The 15,159-nt window shown below is 41.3% G+C and carries 15 protein-coding genes and 1 tRNA gene; 9 read left to right on the top strand and 7 right to left on the bottom strand.

Annotated features, from left to right (window positions below; all coding sequences use genetic code 11):
* Positions 1-109: 109 nt before the first annotated feature.
* The 7 genes from QL229_RS19540 to lolB form a co-directional block, all read right to left on the bottom strand.
* A tRNA-Met gene (locus QL229_RS19540) sits at positions 110-186 on the bottom strand.
* Positions 187-824: 638 nt separating this feature from the next.
* A complete protein-coding gene (gene ychF, locus QL229_RS19545) occupies positions 825-1,916 on the bottom strand; it encodes a redox-regulated ATPase YchF (protein ID WP_135924135.1) in 1,092 nt (363 codons plus the stop codon).
* A gap of 34 nt (positions 1,917-1,950) precedes the next feature.
* Positions 1,951-2,535, bottom strand: a complete 585-nt coding sequence (pth, locus tag QL229_RS19550) for an aminoacyl-tRNA hydrolase (RefSeq protein WP_135924136.1) — start codon at positions 2,533-2,535, stop codon at positions 1,951-1,953.
* A gap of 19 nt (positions 2,536-2,554) precedes the next feature.
* The gene (locus QL229_RS19555; RefSeq protein ID WP_135924137.1) at positions 2,555-3,166 is read right to left on the bottom strand and encodes a 50S ribosomal protein L25/general stress protein Ctc; all 612 of its coding nucleotides are present in this window, start codon (positions 3,164-3,166) and stop codon (positions 2,555-2,557) included.
* Between the two features lie 151 nt (positions 3,167-3,317).
* Positions 3,318-4,265, bottom strand: coding sequence for a ribose-phosphate pyrophosphokinase (locus QL229_RS19560; protein ID WP_135924138.1), 948 nt, complete (start codon positions 4,263-4,265; stop codon positions 3,318-3,320).
* A 79-nt stretch (positions 4,266-4,344) separates the two neighbouring features.
* The gene (gene ispE, locus QL229_RS19565) at positions 4,345-5,211 is read right to left on the bottom strand and encodes a 4-(cytidine 5'-diphospho)-2-C-methyl-D-erythritol kinase (protein WP_135924139.1); all 867 of its coding nucleotides are present in this window, start codon (positions 5,209-5,211) and stop codon (positions 4,345-4,347) included.
* Positions 5,212-5,213: 2 nt separating this feature from the next.
* The gene (gene lolB / locus QL229_RS19570; RefSeq protein WP_138557636.1) at positions 5,214-5,801 is read right to left on the bottom strand and encodes a lipoprotein insertase outer membrane protein LolB; all 588 of its coding nucleotides are present in this window, start codon (positions 5,799-5,801) and stop codon (positions 5,214-5,216) included.
* A gap of 83 nt (positions 5,802-5,884) precedes the next feature.
* Here lolB and hemA point away from each other — a divergent pair, with 83 nt between their 5' ends.
* The 9 genes from hemA to QL229_RS19615 all read left to right on the top strand — a co-directional run bounded on the left by hemA (position 5,885) and on the right by QL229_RS19615 (position 15,158).
* Positions 5,885-7,141, top strand: a complete 1,257-nt coding sequence (gene hemA, locus QL229_RS19575) for a glutamyl-tRNA reductase (protein WP_171040414.1) — start codon at positions 5,885-5,887, stop codon at positions 7,139-7,141.
* Positions 7,142-7,148: 7 nt separating this feature from the next.
* Positions 7,149-8,234: a peptide chain release factor 1 gene (gene prfA, locus QL229_RS19580; RefSeq protein WP_135924142.1), complete on the top strand. Its 1,086-nt coding sequence runs from the start codon at positions 7,149-7,151 to the stop codon at positions 8,232-8,234.
* Between the two features lie 2 nt (positions 8,235-8,236).
* Entirely contained in the window at positions 8,237-9,079 is an 843-nt protein-coding gene (gene prmC / locus QL229_RS19585) for a peptide chain release factor N(5)-glutamine methyltransferase (RefSeq protein WP_138557637.1), read from the top strand.
* Positions 9,080-9,124: 45 nt separating this feature from the next.
* Positions 9,125-10,663, top strand: a complete 1,539-nt coding sequence (locus QL229_RS19590; protein ID WP_135924144.1) for a DUF3369 domain-containing protein — start codon at positions 9,125-9,127, stop codon at positions 10,661-10,663.
* A 21-nt stretch (positions 10,664-10,684) separates the two neighbouring features.
* Complete coding sequence (locus QL229_RS19595; RefSeq protein ID WP_135924145.1) at positions 10,685-11,059, top strand: SirB2 family protein; 375 nt, start codon at positions 10,685-10,687, stop codon at positions 11,057-11,059.
* 132 nt (positions 11,060-11,191) lie between these two features.
* On the top strand, positions 11,192-12,019 hold the full coding sequence (locus tag QL229_RS19600; RefSeq protein WP_135924146.1) for a tetratricopeptide repeat protein: 828 nt from the start codon (positions 11,192-11,194) through the stop codon (positions 12,017-12,019).
* 15 nt (positions 12,020-12,034) lie between these two features.
* Positions 12,035-13,288, top strand: a complete 1,254-nt coding sequence (locus tag QL229_RS19605) for a DUF819 family protein (RefSeq protein ID WP_135924147.1) — start codon at positions 12,035-12,037, stop codon at positions 13,286-13,288.
* 9 nt (positions 13,289-13,297) lie between these two features.
* Positions 13,298-14,152, top strand: coding sequence for a 3-deoxy-8-phosphooctulonate synthase (gene kdsA / locus QL229_RS19610; protein WP_054561809.1), 855 nt, complete (start codon positions 13,298-13,300; stop codon positions 14,150-14,152).
* Between the two features lie 109 nt (positions 14,153-14,261).
* Positions 14,262-15,158: a transcriptional regulator GcvA gene (locus QL229_RS19615; protein ID WP_063706073.1), complete on the top strand. Its 897-nt coding sequence runs from the start codon at positions 14,262-14,264 to the stop codon at positions 15,156-15,158.
* Position 15,159: the final 1 nt, after the last annotated feature.

The raw sequence follows: 15,159 nt of genomic DNA on the forward strand, positions 1-15,159 counted from the left end.
GTTACTGGAACCTAAATCCAGCGCGTCTACCAATTCCGCCACTCCCGCATCATTCGTACTAAAAGTACTGGTAGTTACTTTAAACTCTTCATTGAGCAACAAGAAAGAATGGTGGCTAAGACGGGATTTGAACCTGTGACCCCATCATTATGAGTGATGTGCTCTAACCAACTGAGCTACTTAGCCATCTTTTTTGTTAGCACTTCATCGCTGAGTGCGGGGCGTATTATGCTGATATGACCTAAATCCGTCAACACCTTTTTTGCAAAAAAACGCTTATCAGTGTTTGTTTGCATTAAAATTAAGCTAAGTGGCTAAATTTCATTTGAATTGCTGTTTTTTTGACTGCTATTTACCAATTTAAAACTGCAATGTGTTTTGTAACTGTTTAAATACTGATTTTAAGTTGCTTGATTTTCAAACAAAAATCAAGCAACAAAAATAGATAATTTCTTTTTATAGGATGTTTGCTTGTTAAAAACAACAAAAGAACTTATTTCTTAAAGTGATTGCAGCTAAAAGAGCACTCGATTTCGATCTTTGTTTCTTTAAGTAAAGACGTGGTTTGGTAGTAAATCAACTAACAGCGGAACAATCCAGCACTAATATCCTTAATCCTTTGTCAAATTATGTTTGGCTGTATCGGCGCTAATACCAATTTGCCAAGTTCGTGATAAGCGTCCATTGCTTGGAATAGACGGTTAAATCTAGCAAATAGCTAGGAGTGACAAATGATATGGTGGTTAGTAGCAAGTTTAAAAGATGATAAGCAATAAAAAAGGCTCGTAGTAACGAGCCTTTTAAAATTTTATCAGCGAAGCTGCTTATACATTGAATAAGAAGTTCATTACATCGCCGTCTTTAACAATGTACTCTTTACCTTCTTGGCGCATTTTACCTGCTTCTTTTGCACCGCTTTCACCTTTGTACTCGATATAATCATCAAAAGCGATAGTTTGTGCTCGGATGAAGCCACGCTCAAAGTCAGTGTGAATTTTACCTGCAGCTTGAGGCGCAGTTGCACCTACTGGAATTGTCCATGCACGTACTTCTTTTACACCAGCGGTGAAGTAAGTTTGTAATTTAAGTAACTCGTAACCACCACGGATCACTAAGTTAAGACCAGGCTCTTCTAAACCTAGGTCAGCCATAAACTCTAACTTGTCTTCTTCTTCAAGCTCAGACAGTTCAGATTCGATAGCCGCACAAACTGGGATCACAACGGCATCTTCTGCAGCAGCGATTTCACGAACTTTGTCTAGGTATGGATTATTTTCAAAACCATCTTCAGCAACGTTTGCAATGTACATAGTCGGTTTAATCGTTAAGAAGTTAAGTGGCTTAATTGCTGCTTTTTCTTCTTTTGTTAACTCTAATGAACGAAGAGTTAAACCTTCATCAAGGTGTGCTTTTACCTTTTCAAGTACTGCATTTTGCTCTTTAGCGTCTTTATCGCCGCCTTTTGCTTTTTTAGCGTTACGAACAAGTGCTTTATCGGCACTATCCATATCGGCTAGTACTAACTCAGTATTAATAACATCAATATCATCTGCAGGGTCAATAGTGCCTGCTACGTGTACGATGTTCTCATCTTCAAAGCAACGAACAACATGGCCAATCGCGTCAGTTTCACGAATGTTTGCAAGGAACTGATTACCTAAACCTTCACCTTTAGATGCGCCTTTTACTAGACCTGCAATATCAACGAATTCCATCGTTGTTGGTAAAATACGCTGAGGATTTACAATAGCAGCTAACGCATTTAAGCGTGCATCAGGAACCGGAACCACGCCAGTGTTTGGCTCAATGGTACAGAAAGGGAAGTTAGCGGCTTCAATACCCGCTTTAGTTAGTGCATTAAATAGTGTTGATTTACCAACATTTGGCAAACCAACGATGCCACATTTAAAACCCATAGTAAGATACCTTGTGTAATTTCAAATAAACGATTTAAGGTTTAAATGAATGTAGTCTGTTTTGTGCTTTTAACACACCATCTTTTGCAAGAATTTCCATACAACGAACTGCTTCGTCAACTGCGGCATCCATTTTTTCTTGGTCTTCTTTCGCGGCTTTACCCAGTACCCAGCCCGTAACCATTTCACGGTGACCAGGATGACCAATGCCAATACGAAGGCGCATGAAATCTTTTTGGTTTGCCATTTTCGCGATAATGTCTTTTAAACCATTGTGACCGCCATGACCGCCACCTTTTTTTAGTTTAGCAATCCCGGGTTCGAGATCCATTTCGTCATGTGCGACGAGGATATTTTCGACAGGAATTTTAAAGAAATTAGCGAGACTACTCACCGCCTTACCGCTTAAATTCATATAAGTAGTAGGGATCAGTAATTTAAATTCTTGGCCTTGAATGATCACTTTGCCTGTTAGGCCATGATATTTAGGATCGTGTTTGAGTGTGCAGTTATAACGTGCAGCAAGTTCTTCGATGAACCAGGCACCTGCATTATGGCGTGTGTTTGCGTATTCGGGGCCTGGATTAGCCAGGCCCACAAGCATTTGAATAGAATTCAAGGTGTTGACACCTTAAAAATTATTCTGCAGCGTCTTCTGAAGCTTCGTCTTCAGCAGGAGCAGCTTTGTTAGCTTTAACAGTAACAATTGACTGATCGTGGTCTGCGCCTTTAGCTAGCTCAACAGATGTAACACCTGCTGGTAGTTTAAGGTCAGAAAGGTGGATTGAATCACCAGCTACTAAGCCTGCAACGTCAACTTCAACGAACTCAGGAAGTGACTTAGGAAGACACGTGATTTCGATTTCAGTTAATTGGTGAACAACAGTGTTACCTGCTTTAGTTACTTTCTCTTCACCGATGAAGTGTACTGGCACTTTAGTGTGAAGTTTGTGAGAAGCATCTACACGTTGGAAGTCTAAGTGAGTGATCTTAGGCTTGAATGGGTGACGTTGAATATCTTTAAGGATAGCTTCAACTGACTCGCCACCGATGTTTAAAGTAAGGATGTGCGTGTAGAAACCTTCGTCTTCTTGCGCTTTGATCATATCTTTGTGTGCAAGAACGATAGATGCAGCTTCTTTGTCAGCACCGTAAAGGATTGCAGGAACTTTATCTTCACGGCGTAGGCGGCGGCTCGCACCAGTACCTGTTTCTGTACGTAATTCTGCATTGTATGTATAAGTTGACATAATGTCTCCAATAATTAATAGTCTTAGGGCCTTTGCGACCAAGGTCCCCAGCCAAAAGGCGCGCTATCATACCACCCCTTTCGGGGAAAATAAATAACGACTACAAAAAAAGCACCTAGACGGTGCTTTTTGAATATCTTCGCGTTGTTGATTAGTGTTCAAACATCGCTGAGATAGATTCTTCATTGCTGATACGACGAATTGTTTCAGCAAGCATATCTGCAAGCGTAAGCACTTTGATTTTATCAATTGCTTTAAGCTCATCAGATAAGGTAATTGAGTCAGTTACAATCACTTCGTCAATTACTGAGTTACGGATGTTTTCAGCGGCATTACCTGAAAGCACAGGGTGAGTTGCATACGCAAATACACGTTTAGCACCATGCTCTTTAAGAGCAGCAGCGGCTTTACATAATGTACCACCGGTATCGATCATGTCATCAACGATGATACAGTCGCGGCCTTCAACGTCACCAATAATGTGCATTACTTGTGAAACGTTTGCTTGTGGGCGGCGCTTGTCGATAATAGCTAGGTCAGTGTCATTTAATAGCTTCGCAATAGCACGAGCACGAACAACACCACCGATATCTGGAGAAACAACAACAACGTCATCGAAGTCGCGTTCTTTCATATCTTCTAATAGCACTGGGCTACCGAATACGTTATCAACTGGTACGTCGAAGAAACCTTGAATTTGTTCAGCGTGTAAATCAACCGTCAATACGCGGTCAACACCAACACTAGAAAGGAAGTCTGCAACAACTTTAGCAGTAATTGGCACACGAGCAGAGCGCACACGGCGGTCTTGACGTGAATAACCAAAGTATGGAATAACTGCTGTGATACGACCAGCAGATGCACGACGAAGGGCATCAACCATAACGATAAGCTCCATTAAGTTATCGTTAGTAGGGTTACAGGTTGATTGAATGATGAAAACGTCAGAACCACGAACATTTTCATTAATTTGAACACTGATCTCACCGTCACTAAAACGGCCAACAACAGCATCGCCTAATTCAATATACAAACGTTTTGCAACTTTTTGAGCTAGCTCAGGTGTTGCGTTACCAGCGAAGAGCTTCATGTCAGGCACGGTAGGGTTCCTCAGGCACTGAATTTTGGGACTAACAGGCTATGGTAGACACCAAAGCAGGTTAACATTTACTTGTACGTTACTTCATAGCAAAGTGAGCATTTAATGCTTTATGAGCAGGTGAAAGTGTAGCACTACTTGCAACAAAACCTGTCCATTTATCTGGTAACTGAGCTAAAACTTGTTGTGCTTGTGCCTGGGTTGAAAACTCAGCAAAGCAACAAGCGCCCGTACCAGTCATCTTTGACGGGGCGTATTTTAGCAACCACTGCAGGACTTTTTCAACCTCGGGGCAGAGCTTTTTAACCAAAGGCTCACAATCATTGCCTAAATTTTCCGTTTGCCAGTCTACTTTTAACTTGGGTGTGTCACGTTTTAAATCAGGATGGGTAAAAATTTTCGCGGTGCTGACATGCTCCCCAGGATGTATTACACAAAACCAACTTTGCGGTAATTCTACATTTTCTAGCTGCTCGCCAATACCATGAGCAATTGCTGTGTGGCCATTTATAAACACTGGTACATCGGCTCCAAGCGTCACCCCAAGTTTAGCTAATTCTTCGAGCGATAAATCGCACTCCCACAACTTATTGAGAGCAAGTAGGGTCGTAGCCGCATCGGATGAACCGCCACCAACACCACCGCCCATCGGTAAACGTTTTAATAGCTCGATAGTCGCACCTTGTTGGCAACCACAATGCTGCTGTAATAAACGAGCTGCCTTATATATAAGGTTGTCTGTTAAAGCAATGCCATTTGTATCGCCAATGACTGTGATATCGGGTTCATGGGTCACTGTAAATGTTAAGTCATCACCAAATTCTAAAAAGGTAAATAAGGTTTCAAGCTCATGGTAGCCATCATCGCGACGACCATTAATATGCAAAAATAGGTTTAGTTTAGCGGGTGCGATTAATGTGAAAGGGGGCTTTAAAATGTGTGTCATGATTAATGTAACTGCCAATCATTAAGTTGAATTTTAATACGAATATGTTGATTTTTTAAAGTCAGTTTTTCTGGCAACCAATAACCATCTTGCTTGCGGTAATTTGCATAGGTAATGTGCCATTGTTGACCATTCTCTGCTTGCCAAAGCAGTGTTTTTAAACGACCTTGTTCATCGAATGATGCTTGCTCATTCTGTGCAGTACCTTTTAGCCATTTTGCGGCATTATCTAATGGAATTGAAAAGCCTGTTAACCGGTAAAGTAGTCTAGATGCATTCTGATCTGTGTAAGTGTTGCCGTCATACTCTAAAACAGCACCTTGAGGGTTTTGCTGTAACGACAGAATGCGTGTGCCAATAAAGCTAGTTAAAACCATGTCACTGTTGCGTTCATCATGTTGCCAATTTAAATTGGCTGATTGGCGTTGCTTGGTGCTGATAAATGCCATTTTACCTTGTACTTGCCACTGAGTCTGTTGGTCTAGGCGGGTTTTCCAATCAGGGTAAATGTAATCAACCGTTGAAATTTTTTGCGCACAACCGCTGATAAATAAAAAAAATATGAATAAAATCAAATATTGTTTAATCAAATGTCGTTCCTTACTTTCCATATTCCGCTGATTTTTGGTAAAATTAATGCCTTTACAGCTGGGCTTAGCAATATTTGGTACATATGACCATCGTAGCACTTGGTATAAATCACAAAACCGCATCCGTAGAATTACGCGAAAAAGTTGCGTTTTCGCCTGAGCAAATGTCTGAGGCGTTACAACAATTAAGTGGCCATGCGCATTTCAATGAAGCGGTCATTGTTTCGACCTGCAACCGAACTGAAATCTATTGTAGCCTTGCCGAGCGTAATTCCCAAACCTTGTTGCACTGGTTAGCCAGTTTCCACGGTTTGGATGAACAAGAACTGAGCAACAACATCTATTATCACGAAGGTACCGAAGCAATTAATCATTTAATGCGAGTATCTTGTGGTTTAGATTCGCTGGTGCTTGGTGAGCCACAAATTTTAGGGCAAATAAAGCAAGCCTATCACAATGCAAAGACTCACGATGCAATCGGTGTAACATTCGATCGCTTGTTTCAAAAAACCTTTTCGGTAGCAAAGCAGGTTCGTACTGAAACCGATATCGGTGCCAGCGCTGTTTCGGTTGCCTACGCAGCGGTTAATTTAGCAAAGCACATATATGGCAAGTTAGATAAAACCAATGTACTGCTTATTGGTGCTGGTGAAACAATAGAGTTGGTTGCTAAACATTTGTACCAAAATAATCCGCAAAAAATTACTGTTGCCAACAGAACTATTGAACGTGCTAAGACCCTTGCCAGCGATGTCAACGCAGATGTGATTGCACTTGCCCAGCTACCTGAGCGCCTTCACGATGCGGATATCGTAATTAGTTCAACGGCAAGTACCTTACCTATTATTGGTAAAGGGGTGGTAGAGCAAGCGCTAAAAAAGCGTCGCCATAAACCAATGTTATTTATAGATATTGCAGTGCCACGCGATATCGAGAGTCAAGTAGGCGAATTAGATGCCGCCTATTTGTATTCAGTTGATGACTTACAAGCCATAGTAAGCGAGAATATCGCCGCCCGAGAGCAGGCCGCCGAACAAGCGCAAACCATTATTCGCTCTCGTACCGATGAATTTGCTATGTGGTTGCGTTCACTCGATTCGGTGGATTTGATTCGCCATTATCGCAACGATGTACAAGATATAAAGTCAGAACTTGTCGAAAAAGCCCTCAGTCAGCTGCAAGCAGGCAAAGAGGCAGAAAAAGTTATACTCGAGTTGGCAAATAAACTGACCAACCGCTTGATGCACGCACCTACCCGTGCCATTCAAGATGCTGCTAAAAAAGGTGAAGCAGCCGAGTTAAGCCAATTAAAGAAAATGTTAGGTATTGATCAGGAATAGTCGTTAAATGAAAGAGTCTGTTTATAGAAAATTAGAAACCTTAGTTGAGCGTTATGAGGAAGTGCAAGCGCTGCTAAGCGACCCCTCTGTGATCAGCGACCAAAATCGCTTTCGTGCCTTATCTAAAGAATACTCAGAATTAGAAGAAATCGTAAAAGCGTTTTTAGCCTATCAACAAGCCCAAGATGATGTCGCTACGGCTGAAGAGATGCTAAAAGACTCTGATCCTGACATGCGTGAAATGGCGCAAGAAGAATATAAAGAAGCAAAAGCACAAATTACCGAATTAGAAGACGAAATCCAAATTCTGATGTTACCAAAAGATCCGAAAGACAATAATAATGTCTATTTAGAGGTTCGTGCTGGTACCGGTGGTGATGAAGCTGCTATTTTCGCTGGTGATTTATTCCGTATGTACAGCCGCTACGCAGAAACTAAAAAGTGGAAAGTTGAAGTAGTAAGTACTAACGAAGGTGAACATGGCGGTTATAAAGAAGTCATCGCGCATATCTCTGGTGAAGGCGTGTATGGTCAGCTGAAGTTTGAATCGGGTGCTCACCGTGTTCAACGTGTACCAGAGACTGAATCGCAAGGTCGTGTTCATACATCTGCTTGTACCGTGGCAGTGATGGCTGAAATTCCTGAAGCAGAAGCAATTGAGATTAACCCTGCAGATATTAAAGTCGATACGTTCCGTGCATCGGGTGCTGGTGGTCAGCACGTAAATAAAACAGATTCAGCAATTCGTATTACTCACATTCCAACAGGTGTGGTTGTAGAGTGTCAGGATGAACGTTCACAGCATAAAAACCGTGCTAAAGCAATGTCTGTACTTGGTGCTCGTTTACAACAAGCTGAAGATGAAAAGCGTCAAGCGGCTGAGGCGTCAGAACGTCGTAACTTAGTGGGCAGTGGTGACCGCTCTGAGCGTATCCGTACTTACAACTACCCACAAGGTCGTATTACAGATCACCGCATTAACTTAACACTTTATCGTTTAAATGAAGTGGTTGCAGGTGATTTAGGCTGTGTCATTGAGCCACTAATGCAAGAACACCAAGCTGACTTACTTGCTGCGATGGGCGATGAATAATCGTGCCGCAAAGCATAGAACAAGCACTTGTTACTGCGGCGGCGTTATTAACGCCGAGCAGTGACAGCGCCAAGCTTGACGCGCAAGTATTGTTATTATCCATTCTTGATAAACCCCGCAGTTATTTATTCACTTGGCCAGAAAAACAACTTACCGAACAGCAACAACTTGCTTTTGAACAAGCATGCCAGCGCCGCTTAAACGGCGAGCCAGTTGCTCATATTGTTGGCTTTCGTGAATTCTGGAGCCTTCCTTTAAAGGTCAATCCAACAACCTTGATCCCAAGACCTGATACCGAAACCTTAGTTGAATATGCTTTAGGTTTAGAATTACCAGCAGGTGCTAAGGTGCTTGATTTAGGCACAGGGACAGGGGCTATTGCCCTTGCGCTAGCCAGCGAAATGCCAACTTGGCAGGTTACTGGAGTCGATAGGGTCGCTGATGCAGTTGCACTAGCTGAAGAAAATAAACAACGACTAAACATTCACAATGCTCATTTTGCATTGAGTAATTGGTTTAGTGCAGTTAAAAAAGAAAAGTTTGACCTAATTGTCAGCAATCCGCCGTATATTGAACATGATGATGACCATTTGAGCCGTGGAGATGTGCGCTTTGAACCTTTATCTGCATTAGTCGCAGATGATGACGGGATGGCTGACATCAAACAAATAATTACTATGGCGCGTGACTATTTAGCAACAAATGGCTATCTTTTAATTGAACATGGCTACCAGCAACGGGCAAAAGTTCAAGATTTTTTTGCACAAATGTCGTATAGCCATATACTTACAATTAAAGATCTTGGCGGTAATGACCGTGTAACACTTGCACAATGGCCTAAATAATAACAAAAAGGCTTGTGCGTACATAGCCTTTGAGGATCCCTTATAATGGATGATTTTTTGTTTTCGGATGAAGCACTTGATGAAGTAAATGAAGTGCTCCAAGGTAGTTGGAAAGTCATCGTGGTTGATGATGAGCCAGAAGTACACGCCGTAACAAAGCTTGCGTTGAGTGACTTCGAATTTCAAGACAAGCGTCTTGAATTTATAAGTGCTTATTCTGGGGAAGAGGCAAAGCAAGTTATACAAGAGCATCCTGATGCGGCAATTGTGTTACTTGATGTTGTTATGGAAACGGATGATGCCGGCTTAAAGGTTGCTAAATTTATCCGTGAAACTGCTAAAAACAATCATATCCGAATCATCCTAAGAACAGGTCAACCGGGCCAAGCCCCAGAGCGACAAGTAATAGTCAATTTTGATATCAACGATTATAAGTCGAAAACAGAATTAACAGCACAAAAGCTGTTTACGGTAGTGATGTCGAGTTTACGGTCGTATCGAGACATTTTATCGATTGAGCAGTCACGCTTGGGTCTTGAAAAAATCATTAAAGCATCACGCGATATTTTTTCTACTCACTCACTTGAGAGCTTCATCGAAGGTGTAATGCAGCAGCTTACTTCTTTGCTCGGTACTGTTGACCAAGCAATGTATTCAACAAGTTTAGTGGCTAGTAACCCGCAGGATAACCAAAAGAAGTTAGTGGTATTTTCGGGCAGTGGTGAGTTTGAACGCAGTGAGGGTAAGGCGATTGAAGATGTGCTTAATGATGAGCAACTGCAAGCCTGCCAACAAGCCTTAAAAGAAAAAACCATTGTTTATCGAGAAAACTACTTATTTGCCTATTGTTGCAGTGAGTTCAATCATAACTCAATGTTATTTATATCAGGTATTCCAAAACACCTTACCGACACACAGCGCCATCTAATCGAAATTTTTTCGCAAAATGTACAGTTAGCCTACGAAAATGTGCAACTACAATCAGAAATAGAAGCAACACAACAAGAGCTAGTGTTTAGGCTAAGCGAAGCACTCGAACAACGCTCAACAGAAACAGGCAACCACGTAAAACGTGTATCGCATATTTGTTATGAGCTGGCGATAGGCTATGGCTTAGACAAACGAGAAGCAGAGTTAATTCGCCTTGCTGCGCCACTTCATGATGTTGGTAAAGTAGGTATCCCAGATTCTATATTAAACAAACCTGGACCACTTACAGATGATGAATGGTCTGTGATGAAGCAGCATGCTGAAAAAGGCCATAGTATTTTGAAAGACTCTAAACGAGAAATTGTTAACGTTGGAGCTACTATTGCTTTATCGCATCACGAGCGTTGGGATGGTGCAGGGTATCCAAAAGGTTTAAAAGGGCAAGATATTCCTATAGCTGGCCGAATTGTTGCACTTGCAGATGTGTATGATGCACTTCGTCATAAGCGCTGCTATAAAGAGCCTTGGTCGCTTGATGATGTTATAAAAGAAATAAACGCACAAAAGGGTAAACAATTTGATCCCAAGTTGATTGATGTGTTTAATGAACGCGTTCAAGAATTAGAAGACGTACTTGTACGTTATCCAGATTAATTAAAACAAGTTTAGGGTCGTATGGATTATTTAGCAGTTAAGCATACTCACATGTTATTTGCCGTGTTGAGTATAGTATTATTTTATGTTCGCTCTTTTTCACGTTTAAAGACGGGCGCTTTAGCAAAAAATAAAGTGGTGTTTATTGGTAGTCATAGTATCGACACTTTATTACTTGTATCAGCCGTTGCATTAATTGTTATGGCGGGCTTTAACCCTCTAGAGCAATCGTGGTTATTAGAAAAGATCATTCTAGTGATCCTTTACATTGTACTTGGCGTTGTTGCAGCAAAACAAAGCGCACAGGGTATGAAAGTCGCTTTACTTGCGATCACCACAGTCATCTTATTAGCAATTGGCTATTTAGCTTCTGCTAAAACAGCACTTCTTCTGTAAGAATCTCTAAGCGGTATTTTGATGACGTGCGCCATCGTACCGCTTTTTTTTATCTCATCGCTCAGTATTGGTAACTTAGGTCAAAAGTAGGTAAACTAGCTGCTCTTTTTTGAAATAGATGTTGCAGTATAAATGACCATTCCTTGGTTTGAAGATCAAAATGAATCCTATCAAGATGAAGCCTTCGATGCATATTCATCTAAAGTGCTTTATCGTTGTATTGATGCTGAATTAAAGTGGGATCCGCAAGTAGATTTATCGGCTTGCTACGAGACACTAAATCAACTTGAAGACACGGTAGCTACTTTTTGTTCTGAAATAAAAGAGCCGCACGAACGTCTTGATAAATTACTCGATACGTTTTATCAACACTGGTTATTTAGTGTTTCTAGTTTAAAAGTCCCCGAATATACATTAAATAGTTTTCGCTATACGATTACTATGCGTAGTGGCACACAAACAACGTTGGCTATTTTACTTTGCCACTTAATACAGCATGCTGAACTTGACGCGAGTGTTACCTTGAGTCAAGGAGAAGTGCATGTACATGTAGGTATAAGTGATGAAGAGGGCTACTTAATTGAGCCTAGTACAGGCCAACAAAGTTGGTATATTACCCCAGAAAACGCGTGCGAAGAAAATGGTGATGAACAAGAGCCGCTGGAGCTAGTATTTGATGAAGAGCTATATAAGCTTTACCTAGCTCAACAAAAATGGTCGTTTATCAGCGAAAGTAAATTTGGTCATGCACTTCATTGTGTAGAGATGCTCATGGAATTATTAGGGGATGACCCTTATGAGCGTCGTGATCGGGGTTATCTTCTTAATCAGTTAGATTGCCCAAAAATGGCAAGAGATGATCTTCAGTATTTTGTGAATGAATGCCCAGATGATCCTGCTATTGAAATAATTCAGCACCAAATTGCTGAAATAGAAGACAATAATAATACACACCACTAATTTAAAGGAACATTTATGACTGACGCCCACAGTGCGCTAATTACCAATGACGCAGTCGTACTTGGTTTGCTTGCCGTTATTTTGGGGTTTATTTTTAAAACCTCTCACAGTAATAATGCTGCCTGCCAAAAATTTTATAAGTATGTACCCGCATTACTACTTTGTTATTTTTTACCTTCGTTACTAAATACCTTTGGTATTGTTGATGGCCACTCTTCAAATGTTTATTTTGTGGCATCACGTTATTTACTGCCAGCTTGCTTGATATTGCTTACTATTAGCATTGATTTAAAGGCAATTCTTAATCTTGGTCCAAAAGCACTAATTATGTTCTTAACGGGTACTATGGGTATTGTTATTGGCGGACCGCTTGCTATTTTAGTGATGAGTGCAGTTTACCCAGAGGCCGTTGGCGGTCATGGCCCTGATGCGGTTTGGCGCGGTATGACAACCATTGCTGGTAGTTGGATTGGCGGTGGTGCAAACCAAGCTTCAATGAAAGAAATGTTTGAAGTAGGCGGCGACATCTTCTCTGCAATGGTTACCGTTGATGTGATTGTGGCAAACTTATGGATGGCCGTATTGCTATTAATGGCTGCAAATCATAAAGCGATTGATGCAAAAACGGGCGCAGATACCCGTGCGATTGAAGAGCTTAAAGAGCGTGTAGAGAAATATCACGCAGAGCATGCACGTATGCCAACCTTAAATGATTACATGACGATCATTGCTATTGCCTTTGGTATTACTGGCCTTGCGCACTTTTGTGCCGACTTTTTAGGTCCGTTTTTTGGCGCTAACTTCCCTTGGGCGCAAGAGTATAGTTTAAACAGTAAATTCTTTTGGTTAATCGTTATCTCAACCACAATTGGTATTAGTTTATCGTTTACTAAAGTTCGTCATATTGAAGCTTTTGGCGCTTCAAAAGTAGCATCAAGCTTTTTATATATCCTTGTTGCTTCAATTGGCTTACACATGAATATTACCGCGATTTTTGACTCACCTATGTATTTTGTACTGGGTGTGATTTGGATGATTACCCATGCAAGCTTAATGCTTATTGTCGCGAAATTAATTAAAGCACCATTGTTTTATATGGCAGTAGGCTCTCAAGCAAATGTAGGTGGCGCGGCATCAGCACCCGTTGTTGCATCAGCATTCCATCCGTCACTTGCGCCAGTAGGTGTATTACTTGCTGTTTTGGGCTATGGTGTAGGTACTTACATGGCTTATATTTGTGGATTAATGCTACAAGCTGTTGCACCCTAAGGAATAGAAATGAACAACCAGTTAATTAAAATTAACGAGATTGAATTAGCCAACGACAAACCATTTGTTTTGTTTGGTGGTATGAACGTACTTGAATCACGTGATTTAGCAATGCGTATTGCTGAACATTACGTAGAAGTAACGTCAAAGCTAAACATTCCATACGTGTTTAAAGCGTCTTTTGATAAAGCTAATCGCTCTTCAATTAACTCATACCGTGGTCCGGGTATGGAAGAAGGTTTAAAAATCTTTGAAGAAATTAAATCTACTTTTAACGTGCCGCTTATCACCGACGTACATGAGCCACATCAAGCAGCACCAGTTGCTGAAGTTGTTGATGTAATTCAGTTACCTGCATTCCTAGCTCGACAAACTGACTTAGTTGTAGCGATGGCAAAAACAGGTGCCATCATCAACGTGAAAAAACCACAGTTTTTAGCACCGCACGAAATGCGTCATATCATTAAAAAGTTTAATGAAGCGGGCAACAACAATGTTGCACTGTGTGAGCGTGGTACTAGCTTTGGTTATAACAACCTTGTGGTTGATATGCTTGGTATGGATGACATGAAGCCTATGGCGCCAGTAATTTTTGATGCAACGCACGCATTACAGCGCCCAGGAGGCCGAGCTGACTCTGCAGATGGTCGCCGTGCACAAGCTGCAGAACTTGCTCGCAGTGGCATGGCATTAGGTATTGCAGGTTTGTTTATTGAAGCGCACCCTAATCCGAATGAAGCAAAATGTGACGGCCCATGTGCTTTAGCACTAAGTAAGCTTGAAGGTTATTTATCGCAAATGAAAGCGGTTGATGACTTAGTTAAGAGCTTTGCACCACTCGATACCAGTGCAAGCGATTTATAATGATATAATTATAAGTATTTAAGTACGAAAAAGGCGACCAAGGTCGCCTTTTTTTATTTGTGTCGCTATAATCGATGCATAAGAAAAACTAATTCAAAGCTTGGTGTTTATGTCTCGTCGTTTACCTCCCTTAAATGCGCTTAAAGCCTTCGAAGCTGCTGCTCGTCATCTGAGCTTTACCAAAGCGGCTGAGGAGTTGTATGTCACGCAAGCTGCGGTGAGTCACCAGATTAAAACCTTAGAAGAGCATCTAGGCTTAAAACTGTTTTTACGTAAAAATCGCTCGTTGCTGTTAACTGAAGAAGGGCAAGGTTACTTTCTAGATATTAAAGAGATTTTTACCCAGCTGATTGATGCCACAGAGAAATTGCTAGCACGAGGTGCGAAAGGTTCTCTGACAGTAAGTTTGACGCCAAGTTTTGCGATTCAATGGTTAGTACCCAGACTTAGTTTATTTAATGAATTACACCCAGAAATCGACGTGCGAATTAAAGCGCAAGATCAGGACGAAAATTCACTTTCTGACGATGTCGATATTGCTATTTACTATGGTCGTGGCCACTGGAGTGGGGTGCAAACTTATAAACTGCACACTGAATACTTAGTGCCGTTATGTAGCCCATTATTGTTAACAGGCCCAAAACCGCTTAATCAACCGAGTGATTTGGCGAATCATACCTTATTGCATGATACGACCCGTAAAAACTGGAAAACGTGGATGAAAACAGCTGGCGTACGAAATGTGCAAGTTAACCAAGGGCCAATTTTTAGTCACTCGTCTATGGTGCTGCAAGCTGCGGTACATGGGCAGGGTGTCGCTATTGGTAATAGCGTATTAGCAAAGCCCGATATTGATGCGGGTCGACTCGTCATTCCATTTAATCACTCATTAGAAAGTAAAAATGCTTACTATTTAGTGATCCGCGAATCACAAACAGAGCTTGGTAAAATTGTTTCCTTCAAAGACTGGATGCTGAGCTTAGTAGAGCAAGAACAAGAGTATTAAC

This window comes from Pseudoalteromonas sp. PAR1 (assembly GCF_947311895.1).
Classification (GTDB): Bacteria; Pseudomonadota; Gammaproteobacteria; order Enterobacterales; family Alteromonadaceae; genus Pseudoalteromonas; species Pseudoalteromonas lipolytica_C.

Excerpts from the sequence above, each read along its gene's own strand:
- QL229_RS19555 (WP_135924137.1), bottom strand. The coding sequence starts at position 3,166 with ATGTCAACTTATACATACAATGCAGAATTACGTACAGAAACAGGTACT.
- QL229_RS19615 (WP_063706073.1), top strand. The coding sequence starts at position 14,262 with ATGTCTCGTCGTTTACCTCCCTTAAATGCGCTTAAAGCCTTCGAAGCT.
- QL229_RS19605 (WP_135924147.1), top strand. The coding sequence starts at position 12,035 with ATGACTGACGCCCACAGTGCGCTAATTACCAATGACGCAGTCGTACTT.
- ispE (WP_135924139.1), bottom strand. The coding sequence starts at position 5,211 with ATGACACACATTTTAAAGCCCCCTTTCACATTAATCGCACCCGCTAAA.
- QL229_RS19600 (WP_135924146.1), top strand. The coding sequence starts at position 11,192 with ATGACCATTCCTTGGTTTGAAGATCAAAATGAATCCTATCAAGATGAA.
- ychF (WP_135924135.1), bottom strand. The coding sequence starts at position 1,916 with ATGGGTTTTAAATGTGGCATCGTTGGTTTGCCAAATGTTGGTAAATCA.
- QL229_RS19590 (WP_135924144.1), top strand. The coding sequence starts at position 9,125 with ATGGATGATTTTTTGTTTTCGGATGAAGCACTTGATGAAGTAAATGAA.
- kdsA (WP_054561809.1), top strand. The coding sequence starts at position 13,298 with ATGAACAACCAGTTAATTAAAATTAACGAGATTGAATTAGCCAACGAC.
- QL229_RS19595 (WP_135924145.1), top strand. The coding sequence starts at position 10,685 with ATGGATTATTTAGCAGTTAAGCATACTCACATGTTATTTGCCGTGTTG.
- prfA (WP_135924142.1), top strand. The coding sequence starts at position 7,149 with ATGAAAGAGTCTGTTTATAGAAAATTAGAAACCTTAGTTGAGCGTTAT.
- hemA (WP_171040414.1), top strand. The coding sequence starts at position 5,885 with ATGACCATCGTAGCACTTGGTATAAATCACAAAACCGCATCCGTAGAA.